At 62.3% G+C, this 12,412-nt stretch carries 11 protein-coding genes; 4 read left to right on the top strand and 7 right to left on the bottom strand.

All coding sequences use genetic code 11. The annotated features are described in order from the left end of the window. The first annotated feature begins 669 nt into the window (after nt 1–669). Nucleotides 670–846: a hypothetical protein gene (locus E4623_RS22470; RefSeq protein WP_167736463.1), complete on the top strand. Its 177-nt coding sequence runs from the start codon at nt 670–672 to the stop codon at nt 844–846. An 881-nt stretch (nt 847–1,727) separates the two neighbouring features. Further along, a complete protein-coding gene (locus E4623_RS03770) occupies nt 1,728–2,369 on the top strand; it encodes a hypothetical protein (protein ID WP_134765137.1) in 642 nt (213 codons plus the stop codon). A 236-nt stretch (nt 2,370–2,605) separates the two neighbouring features. Here the strand turns inward: E4623_RS03770 and E4623_RS03765 are convergent, their stop codons facing one another. The 6 genes from E4623_RS03765 to E4623_RS03740 all read right to left on the bottom strand — a co-directional run bounded on the left by E4623_RS03765 (nt 2,606) and on the right by E4623_RS03740 (nt 9,976). Then, on the bottom strand, nt 2,606–2,815 hold the full coding sequence (locus E4623_RS03765) for a hypothetical protein (RefSeq protein WP_134765136.1): 210 nt from the start codon (nt 2,813–2,815) through the stop codon (nt 2,606–2,608). Nucleotides 2,816–3,301: 486 nt separating this feature from the next. Then, nucleotides 3,302–5,404: a hypothetical protein gene (locus E4623_RS03760; RefSeq protein ID WP_134765135.1), complete on the bottom strand. Its 2,103-nt coding sequence runs from the start codon at nt 5,402–5,404 to the stop codon at nt 3,302–3,304. Further along, nucleotides 5,401–6,555, bottom strand: a complete 1,155-nt coding sequence (locus tag E4623_RS03755) for an AAA family ATPase (protein WP_167736462.1) — start codon at nt 6,553–6,555, stop codon at nt 5,401–5,403. Before E4623_RS03755 ends, E4623_RS03760 begins: the two co-directional genes overlap by 4 nt. Next, a complete protein-coding gene (locus tag E4623_RS03750) occupies nt 6,552–7,199 on the bottom strand; it encodes a hypothetical protein (protein ID WP_134765133.1) in 648 nt (215 codons plus the stop codon). The genes E4623_RS03755 and E4623_RS03750 overlap by 4 nt, the downstream gene beginning before the upstream one ends. A 100-nt stretch (nt 7,200–7,299) precedes the next feature. Next, complete coding sequence (locus E4623_RS03745; protein WP_167736461.1) at nt 7,300–8,610, bottom strand: DNA adenine methylase; 1,311 nt, start codon at nt 8,608–8,610, stop codon at nt 7,300–7,302. Nucleotides 8,611–8,614: 4 nt separating this feature from the next. After that, the gene (locus tag E4623_RS03740; protein ID WP_134765131.1) at nt 8,615–9,976 is read right to left on the bottom strand and encodes a DNA adenine methylase; all 1,362 of its coding nucleotides are present in this window, start codon (nt 9,974–9,976) and stop codon (nt 8,615–8,617) included. A gap of 95 nt (nt 9,977–10,071) precedes the next feature. Here E4623_RS03740 and E4623_RS03735 point away from each other — a divergent pair, with 95 nt between their 5' ends. Further along, complete coding sequence (locus E4623_RS03735; RefSeq protein WP_134765130.1) at nt 10,072–10,353, top strand: helix-turn-helix transcriptional regulator; 282 nt, start codon at nt 10,072–10,074, stop codon at nt 10,351–10,353. 315 nt (nt 10,354–10,668) lie between these two features. Here E4623_RS03735 and E4623_RS03730 read toward each other — a convergent pair whose 3' ends face one another. Then, complete coding sequence (locus E4623_RS03730; protein WP_134765129.1) at nt 10,669–11,262, bottom strand: hypothetical protein; 594 nt, start codon at nt 11,260–11,262, stop codon at nt 10,669–10,671. 575 nt (nt 11,263–11,837) lie between these two features. Between E4623_RS03730 and E4623_RS23425 the strand changes: the two genes are divergently transcribed. After that, a complete protein-coding gene (locus E4623_RS23425) occupies nt 11,838–12,104 on the top strand; it encodes a helix-turn-helix transcriptional regulator (RefSeq protein ID WP_134765128.1) in 267 nt (88 codons plus the stop codon). Nucleotides 12,105–12,412 lie beyond the last annotated feature (308 nt).

Here is a 12,412-nt window from a genome sequence, read left to right as displayed (position 1 = left end):
AACCGGTACTCCTAGCAGCGAATAACTACGGGTCGGAACAGTCGCAGTAGGCGACCTCCGCGAGGCTGTCGATCGATGGCATGAACAGAGCAACGCCGGCGAGTTCGTCTCATGATGACCGGCGCAGTCACAACCGATGAGAGACCAAAGCGGTTGGACCGCTTGTTCCTCGGCTTGTTGGGCGAGAACGACGCGGTAGACCCCGGCGTCCGAGTTTGTCGCCTCTAGGAGGCTGGGTCATCGCGGACTTTCGGAGGCGCTACTGAGACTGGATCGGTTCGCCCGCTATGTGGCTCGCGTCCGCAGATGGCGCTCTGATTCACCTGGCGAGCGTATGACAACTCCTGGTGTGATCCAGCAAGGGTTCTAGGTTGTGCTTGTCGCCGTTGGTGGATTGGCGATGTCGTCTGTAGTGGAACGAGTGCCGTGTATTGCTCCTTGCCGTTGGCGGGGATCGGTGAGCTTGTATTGGCGGCGATGGCTCCTGTTGTTGGGTGCGGAGCCTGTGGGTCTGAAGCAACCTAACCTGCGAGGGCTACCACCCGATGAGCGAGATCGTCGTCAGTAGGGAGCACACCGAAGTTCTGCATCGCAGCCACCATGCCGGCACTGCTGGGGCGGGGTCTGGGAGGGAGAGCGCGGCCGCGGCTTGCGGGCACGTTGGAGGCCGTGAGCACGTTCCTGGTCAGTCGGCTCTTCGGAGTGCCCTCGTACCGCCAGCCAGGCGAGCATGCCTACCGCTCTTGGGAGTTCGATGCCGCCGGCGGCGCCGCGCACTGCGGCAACCTGCCACATGCCGACGTGTTCGGGTGCGTGTGCGCTGGCCTGGGCGTAGATGACATCTAGGGTTGCGATGCCACTGGCGTTTCCGGCCCACTAGTTCGGTCGTGAAAGCGTGCCTACCGCAGTTTGAGGCGCCGCCGACCGGGTCAAGGATTACTGAGCCGATCAATGTAAGTCTTCGCGTTGGGTCACTATATGACCCGCGAGGGAACGAACACCGAGCCTCTAGTTCCGTCGTCGGCTACGACGGTGTAGAAGTCTCGAACCGCAAGGTTCGAGATGATTTCGATGCCGTGCCGCTCTTCGATGCGATCGTAGATCCGCACCTTATCGTGTCGACTGCCCACCTCTCGAGGACGAAACGCGGCACGGTGTGTGACGCGACCCCCACGTAAGCAGTCGTGTCAATCGACCCGAGCCAGCGTTGAGTCTGCTCATCATCTGCCGCTGTGCCATCTCCCTAGCCCAGCGTTGTCCGACAGGGCCGGCTCCGCCGATTCACCGCTGCTAGGCGGCACCATCCATCGACGGCCAGACTGCGGACTCGGTCATAAGCAAGACAGTAGGAACGGCACCGACAACGTCCCTTCCTAAATCGTTTCGGATGTGTCGAACCGCCAGTCATCGATGGGAAGGCGGTGACCATGAGGAGAAGGGCCACAAGTTGAGCAGGCAGCCGCATAGTCGTGACGAGCTACTGCATGCACGCCTAGACAAGTGGGTGCGCGACCAGTCGCTGATATCGCGGGCCGGCAGCGGGTGATGGCGGCTCTTGAGCGGTCGACACGAGCAGTTGTGTCGGACGCAAACGTGCTCCGCGGCGAGATCGGCGCAGTGGCTCGTCGAGGGCATGACACCTCGCTCGTGACGCTCTCCAGGATCGGATTGTTGACCCCTTACGCCGCTGGTCACGTATTCGCCGAGGTTGACGAGCATGCTGAACGGTGGCGCAGGAAATGTCGGTTCCCGTGGAGAAGTATTTGGTGTCTTGGCGCTCGGTCCTTGAGCCGTTGCTGGTCAAGGTCGAATTCACACTCGAGTTGTTGACCCAACATGAGCAGGCGCGCGTCGACGCGCTTGCACGGCCCGCGCCCCTCGGGGACCCAGATGACGTTCCGACGGCGGTCGCGGCATTGATCTTGCAAGCGCCTGTACTCACCAACGACATTCTCGTGGCTCGCGCCGTCTACGGGCCTGACTTCGACGCGACTGCGAGCCGCGCCTACACCGATGCGTTCTTCGGGGCCGGCAGAGCGCTCATCATGAGTGAGGTCGGCTGGGCGGCCCTCTTCACTCTCCGTCTCCCTCACGCAGTTGCCACCGCAGCAGGTTCCGGGATCCGCACTGTTCTCGCGAGTGCGGGCTCGAGTGGTGCGCTGCTTGCCGCCGCGACAGTTTCCGTCGCAGCAACCGCCGCTTCCCCACGCGGCCGCGATCACCTGGCAACTCTCGCCCCGCCAACTAAGGCTGCGATCGGAGCGCTCGTCGAAATGTACGCCTACTACCGCTCTGCCGAACAGAGCTTCGCCAGGCTGCCCAGACCCTCTTCCTTGGAACGAGGGGGAACTGTCGAGCGCGCTTGCTGAGAAGCGACGTGCCACTAGATGTGAAGCACTCTCGTCGCGCTCCGCCGCTAACACACCTGAGTAGTTGGGATGCCGCCCGAACGCTGGCCGAGACTCACATGACCCCCGCTGGAGCCGACGGTGGGGGTGTTCGTCTGCCTTGGGGGACTCATTCGTGACGCCGCCGACTTGGCAGAAAGAGAGCCTCTGCCAACGCAACACGTCACTCAAGACGAGAATGAAACCATCTATTGAGTTCAGTGGTTGGACCGCCCGTCGCGAATGAGGCGCTCGCGCTCTCGCTCAAACACGGCAACCACTAGTTCGGCGACCGCTTCCGGCGGACGCAGCACGGTCTCGGGTGGCAACCGACTGAGGGCGGCTACGACTCGAGTTTCAACAGCCGAAATCAGCATCCGGGCGTACTCGTCTGGGGTGACGTCGACGTCGCGAAACTCAACGCGCACGTGACCGTCCTACTGCCGCGACGACGCCGTTGAAGGCCGTGGCTTGTCCGGCGGGGTCCAAGGTCGGGAGGTGCGCACGGGAATCTCGTTTCGTCAGGTGGCCGCTACGTGGTGTCTTCGCCTGATTTGGCAACGTCCTGAACGTTAACTCTCACGTCCGACACTCTGGCAGGGGTTGGTGTTCGATAGGGCTGCTCAGTTGGGCTGACGACGGTTCTGTGCTGCTTGGTTGGGCTGACATCGGTTCTGCGCTGCTCGGTGGCGCCAGCGGTGGAAGCCGGTTCGTAGAGCGTGTTGATGTCGCGCCGCGTTGGCTGGTGGGGGCTTGAGGTGCTAGTTCGGCTCTGTGTCACTAGCTCGTCCGGTTCGTGGAGGGTGCGGTTGACGAACGATCCTGGCGGTGTGCGCGAAAGGTCTTGCCGTTATTGAGATCCAGGCTTTACCAGTTTAAGTTCGCCCGCCCTGGAAATTTGAGCCACGTGTCATTTAGGGCAGTGGTGGAGAAGGGGGCAGTACGGGTTGAACATTGAGGGCAGCTACGAGTTCAACAAGCAATCGGTCGCCGGTGACGACGCGCTGGTAAACCGCTGCCCAGTCACTTGATGACAGCTTCTCTTTGTGTGCAGCTCGCCTGCGATGATCGCGGTTTAGGTCGGCGAGGAGGGCAAGGCAGTTCCGTAGTTTCAGAAGGTTCATTCCTCGTGCGGTTGCCTCAGCCTGGATCGCTAGGTGGTGGGCCGCGGTGCCATTGCCTAGCGCCTGAGCGATCGTTTCGATCTGTTGTCCTAACATGAAGCCGATCTTTTTGGCATCGCTGTTGTTGAGGCGAAGTTTGGCGGGCGCGACGAGCTCGCTGTCGAGTACCAGTTCCAGGGGGCAAACTGCCCCTAGGACGGGACCTGAGAAGTCGGCTTGTTCGGACATGGTGAATCCGACGTTCTCGGCGGTGGCGAGCATGTCCTGGGCGTCTTCGGTCAGTCGAGACCAGGTGGCTTGGCCTAGTGCCGTCTTCATTCGTCGTTTTGACGCGTCTAGGTCGCTTGGGTGGATTTGCACTCGTAGCGCACGAAGTTCATCTCGGATCCGGTGGACGTGCGCTTCGTGCGTCACCTCGCTGTCCGGGCCTGCGCTGTCGCCGGTGTCAGGGCTTGTGCTGATCGAGTTCCGGTGCGCCGCAGGCAGATCGAGCAGCGACAGCATCATGTCGACTACGTCGATGAGCGATGCGGTGGTCTGGGTCGAGTCAGAAGGATTCAGTGGGGTGGCGATCAGGCAGCCCCGTCCTTCGTCAGCGACTGTTCCAATCGCGACTGGGGTGAAGATGGTGGTGTGTGTTTCGGTTGTGGCGGGATCGTGGAAGAGGATTGCACCTTGTGGGTCGTTCGTCAGGCCGAAGTTGTCGAAGTAGCCGAGTAGCTTATACAGCTCCTCGGTCGGCGGCGAGGAGCGCTGCTTAAGCTTTGCGTCTAGCAGCGCCACGCGAACTTTCCCCGAGTACCTGTTAAGGCCTCGAACGACGATGTCAGGGATGCCGCGCATGGGTTGGGCGGTCCCTTTCTTCACCCACCGCGCCGGTAGTTTGGGATCTATCAGAGGCAGGGACTTCTGTGTATACATTTCGAGTGTTCCGGCGGGACGTTCCCAGCAAAACGCAAGGCCGCTTCCGGTCCATTCGGGGTCAAGGGTGGGGAGGTCGTCAGCGAGTGCTTCCGATAAGGCCTTAGCAACGACGACGAGGCACCATAGTTCAAAGAGGCGGGGGTCGAATGCATCGTCGTAGAACGACCACGTGTTGTGACCTTCATGACCGGTAGGGCCAGTGGTCTGTAACCGCGTTAGCAGAGCGTGGAGAGTCTGGTAATGGTGACCGTGGCCGATCTCGCCGCGCCTCAGCCTTGCCTCCACTCGAGACATAAGGTCACTGTAGTTACCGCGTGTAAGCGCGAGGGCGGCGTCTTCGCGGCAGGGCGCGAGTGTTGGTCCTGAGATTGCTGCTCGGAACTGATTCTCGAGGTCAGTTGCGAGTCGAGCTTCAGGGGATTGAGCTGGCGCTTTCGCTGCTTGGATGCTGCCTCGGAGTTCCTCGATCATCCACATGGCTGCGTAGGCCGTCATCTGGTTCTCGGGTGTTCGAACCGATCGTTCGACTTCTGAGATGGGGTAGATCGTAGGTCCGCCGTCGAAGTACATGCGCGACACGTATGCCGGTACGTCGAGGGTCCCGCCGAGGTGGCCGACGCTCTCACTCTTGGTTAGGGAGTACCGAAACGAAGGTTGGCGGCAAATACTGCGAATGGCGTCCAAGACCGGTTCGGCGGAGGCAAGGGCTGCTCGCAGGCGCAGCCCGCCGAGCAGACGCTGGTCGATGTCGGTTTGTGGCAAGGGTGCGACGTCGAGGGCATTGCGGGCGACAAGGCGTTCGGCGGACCCGACCTTCTGGAAGTAGCGGCCGAGGATTGGCAGCGCTTGTCGGATGGCATGTTCTCGCCCGGCCGGGCTGAGAGCTCCGCCCGGAGCGAACGAGTTTGAGGTGTCTTCGTCTGCGATGTCAGTGATGCTGTCGGGGGCGCCGGCGTCTGTGGTGGTCACGTGACCACGTAGGGCCGAAAGAGGTGAGCTAATTCTTGCGCTGCGAGAGTCAGTGACTCACTTGTCAGGAGCGTCTGGAATGTCTCGAACTGGCCCTGGCTGATCATGGTCATTTGGCCGACTAGTCGTTGAGTGACGGCTTCGTCCAGGGAATGGGTGTTTTCTGGCCCGCTGAGCAGGTACGACTTAAGCACGTCGACTATTTGGGCGGTTCCCACCGGCCACCCGGCTACACCGCTCTTGGGGCGCCGGAGTCCGTCGACCACGCGTTGCAGCCGTTGGAGTGCTTGGGTGAGGTCGGCGGAGTCAGCGATGGTCATCGCGTATGTGTTCTCGAGGCTTGCGCGAGCACCAGCTAGCGCGCTCTGCAGCTCCTGGGTAGTGGGGTCGGCATCGGTTGCACCCTCATCGGAGACTCCCACGGTTATGAACTGGAACCGGCGTCGTAGACCCTGCGACATCCCCGACACGTATCCGGTGTCCAGGTCGTTCATGGTGCCAATGATGCGGAACCTCGCAGGAACCCAGAGCTGGCGGTTTGGGTCGTTGTCCTCGAACCAGAGATCGATCGGGGTGTCTCGGAGGTGAGCGGGTTCACACGAAGACAGCAGCGTGTACAGCGATCCGATGGCCTTGTCGATGTCGGCTCGATTGAACTCGTCGATGAGGAGCCAGGTGCCGACGGGTGCTGATCCGGTGGTGCCTTCAAGGTGGGCTCGGGTCAGTTCAGCGCAGTTCAAGACGGCGTACGGAACAACTCCGAGTGCTGGTGAGAGTCCGCCGTCGTTCGTGGGGCGGAGGCCGCCGACGACGTGGAAAGGCGACCATTCGCTTGTCGCGGTGGATGGGTGCAGGTGGACCTCGAACGCGTTCGCCAAAGCACGTGCCAACGTGGTTTTCCCGGTGCCGGGCGGACCTTGCAGAATGACGTGTCCGACCAGTAGGCCCGTCAAGCATCGCCGTACGAGCGCGTCCTGGTTCGGGTAAACGATGTGGTGCGAAGCAAGTTCAGTGTTTACACGAAGTAGCAGGTCATCTACGTCGATGTTGGGCAGCACATCGTCGGTGAGGTCGCGGGTCCACGCGTAGGTCGTTTCGCCGCCTGCTGCACGGATGATGAGCTGGTGGGCGTTGGGATTGGTGTAGCTCATGTAGGGACTCCCCATCGGGTCAGCGTGTCTGAAAGTGAGGCGGGGTCGAACTCCGCGAGGTAGATGCACTCGAGGGCTTGGCGGAAGTCTCTGCTGCCGCCGAGTCGGTGGTTGCCGCGGATGCGAGCGAGCAGATCTGTGACCCCGGCAGCCTCGGGTACTACGCTGCCGGCCCAGCTCTGCCACTGTGCGACAGTCCCGACGTCGCCGCTTGTCTTTTCAACGAGCTCGGACCACGGGTTGTAGCCGTTGAGGTCAGTCCAGTCGAGGTAACTGGGTAGTTGGGCGTGTTCGACGCTCTGCCACCAGTAGTGGGGTGGTTGTAGTTGACGTAGACGAATCCAACGGGCGTACATGCCGCGGTAGTCGACGTTGCAGCCGAGGGCTGCGGTCGCCTCGACTCCGTGGAGGAACACGTGGCGGATGAGGTGAATGCATCGAGCTACCTCTTCGCCGTCCGATTCTCCGACCAGGCCTTCGTCTTGCCAGGTTTGCAGGACTACGGTGCCCACGGGCGTGAGGGCGAGGTTGTTGTTGTGGTAGCCGGACACGAGCCCTGCTAGGGCTTTCATGTCGATGACTGCTTGCTCTTTCGAGCGGTCGGCGTCCAAGGGGATTGGCTGGCCGTCGCGGATGGCAGTCATCCACGCGACGGTTCGCTTCGTGTTACGTAGCGACGTCCCCCACGGATCGAGGGGAGCGTCAGGCCCCTTTGTGCGGGCGCCGAGCCATGGGAGGAAGCCGCTAGTGAGGGCCTGGTTCGGTGGGGTGGGAGCCATGGGGTCCAGTGTCGCGTCTTCGGGCGATCATGAGTAGTTCGGTGACATCACGGGCCTTGAATCCGCCGTACGAGGCGTAGTTGCGGCGGGGTACCTCGACGACCTCTAGGGTCCCTGACTCGAACAGGTCCCCGGTGAGCATGTCTGTCAGGTGCTGGCGCCCCACGTTGGTGGGGTCGGTGTCGAAGGAACCCCAGTGGTTGGGCCCCGTGTAGTAGCTGACGACGACGGTGTCGCTGCGCGACCTGCCGATGAGTGTGGTCATGTCGTCGATGAAGCGGCGCGGCTTGCAAAGAGTCGAGGTGAAGTCGTCGGCGGGGTTTTGGCCCCGGACGTACCGGACGTCGGCGAAGTAGGCGTCCGGGTCAGGCATGGTGGGGTACCTGCAGATGACGTTCGCGAGAAAGTAGTAGGCGGTGTACTGGCGGAAGTTGTAAGGGGGATCTAGGTAGAGGACAGCGTGGTGGTCGACGTCGCTGATGAACTCGATCGTGTCCTGTTCGCGTCCTACCCGGTGGCCGCCGGGCCCGCCCAGCGTGTCGTCTAGGGGAAGTGGCTTGAACTGGATGGGGCGAAGTGAGCGTGAATCCCAGCCTGTGCGGATGAAGTCATGAAATGTGCCCTGGGTGTTTGAGACCGTTTCTATCGAGCGCACGAGGCCAGCCAGGAGGAGTGAGTAGAGGTGTGTGTCGAGTAGGTCGTCGCGGAACCATGCTCGGACCTGGTTGATAGCGAGGTCGAGGCGTTCGGCGTTGAGTGGGATGAGGAAGCGTCGTCGTCCGGAGGTCCCGCGCGAGCTCACGAACGCTGCGTTGGCTCCTTCTTCGCAGTAGGTGTCGAAGAAGTGGCTGCGACGATGTTCGGGGGCGAGGTCATCTGCAGTCATGGTTTGTAGGTGGGTGAGGACGGCGACGTAGTCCACATACCGGTCGCGCCAGACTGGTTTGTTGAGGAATGTGAAACCGGGTGCGCCTACCAAGTTAGCGACGATGGCCTCGGCTTCGCGGCGAAGGTCGGGGCGGGTACTTGTTGCGGTCCGGTCAGGGATGAGGTCGGCTAGCGGCGTGATTGGCGGTTCGTCGGGGATCAGGTATGCGTCACCGAAGATGGCCGAGAAAAGGTTAATGTCGTTGGCGGTGACACGGTATCCGCTGTTCTTGAGGCCGAGCGATACCGCAAGGGATCCTGAGAACGCGTCGACCACGTGATCGCCGGGGTCGGCGTACTTAGCGATGGTGTCCATGAGCGGTGTCAGGATCGCCGTCTTGTTGCCCAAATATCTAGCGAGCATGGTCTCTCCCGATGATGAGGTACTCCGGGTCGTCACGCCCGGACATGCCCGATGTGGTGTGGTTGAACTGGCGGTAGCGGAGGTCGAGCTCGTGGATGGTCACGTTCGGCTGTCCGTAAGCATCTCCGATGATGGAGACAAGGTCGGGCATCGACACGACCCTCGCATTTCCGGTCTCGGCGGATCGGGTGCCCGAATATGAGACATAGAGTTGGGCCCCAGCGCTTGCGCAGGTATTTGCCAAGTGTGCGAATGCGCCGGGGGCTTGAGTCCGCGACGAGAATGGCGATCGGTAACGATCTGTCGGGTACAGGCCGCGTGTTACTGAACCGCGAGCGTGTTGCAGGTCTGCGGGTACTCCGGCGACCATGACCTCGGGAACGTGGTAGAACCGGCTGTACTGCTGCGAGGTGTACGGAGGATCGGCGTACACGGCTGTCACGTGTCGGTCCTTCAGGGTTTCTGCGGTGACATTCTCGACGCGTGTCTGGGTGGCGTCATGGTGTTCAGTCATGGACGCTGCGACGCGGTCGATGGATTTGACGGCTGCGTCGAATGTCGAGACGACGTCTACTGAACGGTCACTGAGAGCGCGACGCGCGTGGAAGGCAAGGTCCTTGCCTTCACGGATCCGGTGGGGTTGCGCGAAGTGTTTGCCTGCGGAGAAGACGGCCGCTGACGCGGCGTGACACAGAGCAGTTAGTAGGACTGACCTCTGCCATGCAGATGCTCGAGAACTTGCCGGCGTGACGATGTCGATTGCGCCGCGCAACCGTTCGAGGTGAACGGCTTGGGTGAGCCCGAAGTAGGTTCCTGCGTAGGTAGAACTGAGGAGTCCTTCGGCGAGGACTTGCCCGTCGGTCGCGGCGGTGTCCACCGTGGCGAAGAGGCCCGCGAGCGGGCTGTCTGCCTCGATGCTCTTCCATCGCTGGGGGAGCTGGGTGTTCTCTCTCAGGAGGCTGAAGCCGTCCCGGTTGGCGAGAGCGGACTGTTCCCCCGCAAGCCATGGATCCCACGGAGAGGGCGCATCCAGGTGAGCTGCCTGCCGTACGTCTTTGACGACTTGCGTCACGGATGCGGTGCCGGCGTTGCGCCCGCACCCGAGGAGCGCGCTCGCGAATTGCACGCTTGAGGCCATCGCGTCGCACGACCACATGGTGTGCCCGTCGCCGGCGAGACGTTGTGCGACCACGCTTGAGCCGGTGAACGGTTCCCAGACGGTTTGCGGTTCGGTGCCGGTCGTGGTCGTGATGGCGGCTGCGATTCGGTCGAGGCTTCGGAGTTTGCTGCCCAGGAACTGGACGGGTCGCCAAGGCTCGAGGCGCAACCGCGTGTCTGCGTCGTACGTCATCGGTCCTCCTCGGGTTCGGGCCGTCGTGATGAGGCCATGCCAAAGGTATCGGCACGAACTCTGTGTGCTAATAGTACTGTCACAAAAGTGACAACATGTCCGCTGTGGACGTACGAGAGGTGGTGGCGCACGTCATGGGCTCGGTCTTCGACGCTGATGCTGGTGAACCCCTCGGGGCCTACGTTCGCCGGATGCGCCACGAACGTGGTGTCTCGCTCGACGCGCTCGTCAGGCTTACGGATCTGTCGCAGAGCGCGCTACGCAAGATCGAGGATGGGCGTACGGCGAATCCTGGGCTTTTCACTGTCCGCGCCATCTGGGCGGCGCTCGAGCTGCCTGACGATGCGTTGGCGCGCGTGGCGCAGTCGCCCCGATGACGTTGGCGTGACACGTCCTTTTATGCGCGTGCGGCTGCCGACTCGTTGAGACTGCGCTGCTCGGCAACTTCATGGCCGCTACGTTCGCACCGCCCACCGACAGTAGTGAGGAGTTGCGGCGCAGGGGTGGCGTGCTCTGTCTGCCGGTCACCCCTGGGCATAGTTGACCAACTTTGTTCGCCGATGCGAGTTCGGCAGGCTGCGTGTTCGAGTGCTCCCGGTTCGTGTCGGGTCTTGCTGTACGACAGGCTGCGAGCGAACTGCTGGATCTGTTGAGCGCCGGCCAACGTGCATGCCGGCTCTCTGCTCCGCAGCTTAGTTGTCGCAGTACTTGTCGACGTAGTCGGCGACGTCTTCGGCGTTGCTTCTGGCGGACGGATCGATCACCTCGGGACTCTTGACGAAGTTGCGGAACGCCCGGAGGTCGGCGGCCACGATCTTGGGATCGGCGCTGGGGGTCAGGATCGACCCGTTGACGGGAGCGCACTTGCCTCCGAAGTACATCGACGTCTGGACGCCGATGGCCGGCCACCACTGGGGCCCACCTTGGGGCTTGAAGCCTCGGACGACGACGGTGCGTTCTACGACAATGGGTCGCGATGCTGAGTCAGCTGTCCCGCTCGTCGCGTCGGGCGCATCGTCTCTCGCTTCGTGTTTGATGGCGACGGAGAGGCTGACCCCGATTTGGGGTGCAGGTTCGCCGTCGGCGAGCTCGCCGGGGGTGCTTTGCACTTGCCAGCGGAGAGCCAGGATCTCAGGTTGCTTGGTTGGCACCGGCTCGAGCAGTGACACCCACGCCCATTCCCAATCGAAGTCACCGACGGCGGCCGTGGTGGCGATACGCGCGGCGCGAGTTGAGGCGCGGTACTGGTTCGAGAAGGTGTAGTTGAACGCGTCGAGTGGAGCCATGGTGCTTGCTTCGGGCGACATGCCCCGCCGGATGATGTCGATAGCGCGGTCAGCGAATGCTTCGACGTCTGTGCTGGTGAATCCGGGTGGAGGTGCGGGAAGTGTGTCGATGTTGAGGTCGTAAGTTCGGCCGCCGGTGATTCGTTCGATGTCCGAGGCCAGGTCGTCGTTGGGTGTGTTCGCTGTCGTTGGCTCTTGCGATGCGGGCGGCTGAGTTGATGAAGGCGGGCTCGGTGTCGTTGGGGGCGGAGCCGCCGCAGGCGCTGAGAGTCATCAGTGCCACGCAGGTCGCCGCGCAGGTCACCAACAGGTTGGGGCGAGTACTTCGGGTTGGCCTGTCGACCATGAGGTCGGGGGCGGCGGTGACGTCCGTGTTGTGCGTGGGCACTGCGGAGTCGTAATGGGTGGGGGAGGAGTGCATGAGAGTCCAGCCTTCGGTTGGCGGCGCCGCGGAGGCCACGAAGGGTGATCTGGACCTGACGCACAACCACAGATTAGACGTATAACGCTAAGTGTGTCCGGGCTATGCGGTTTAGGCTCTGGTCGGATGCGGCTGAGCCAAGTGTGGTCTTACTATGTCCACGCAACAGCGACCCGACGATGCGCAGTTCGAGATAGCAAGAGCAGAGTTCGGTGACCGTGTCCGGGCTGCTCGCCAAGCCCAAGGCAAGTCGTTAGAGAGCCTGGCGGAGGGCAGTGCGCTGCACTGGTCCTTCGTGTCGCGTGTGGAGCGTGGGCAGGGAAACGTGACACTTCGTAGTCTGCTGCGGCTTGCCGCCGCGTTGGAGGTTGATCCCGGCGCGTTGGTTGTTGGGCTCGGTCTGACGGACGAGCGGGGCTGAGGGGTGTGCGGTACGTCTGTGTCACGACTGGACCCTCGCCGGTGTCTGTAGGGGCTCGGCACCCCAGCCGCCCACGTCGTGAGTGGAGCAACGGTTGCGACGACTTCTGCTTCTCAAACTCGGGGTCAAGGTCGAAGGCGGCGCGATCGCGGGGGAGGTCGTTGCGCCACGTCCGAGTGAGTGACAATTGCCGAGTGAGTGCGAACAGCGCAGGTAGCGAGAACGCGATCAGCCTCGGCATGAATCTCCAGCGTCTCAGAACGGACCGGTCGCTGACGCAAGCCGAGGTGGCCCGATGCTCTGGTATC

The organism is Nocardioides sp. 1609 (genome assembly GCF_004522105.1).
Classification (GTDB): domain Bacteria; phylum Actinomycetota; class Actinomycetes; order Propionibacteriales; family Nocardioidaceae; genus Nocardioides.
The sequence above is the reverse complement of the archived record's forward strand: the minus strand, read 5'-3'. Positions and strand labels throughout refer to the sequence as shown.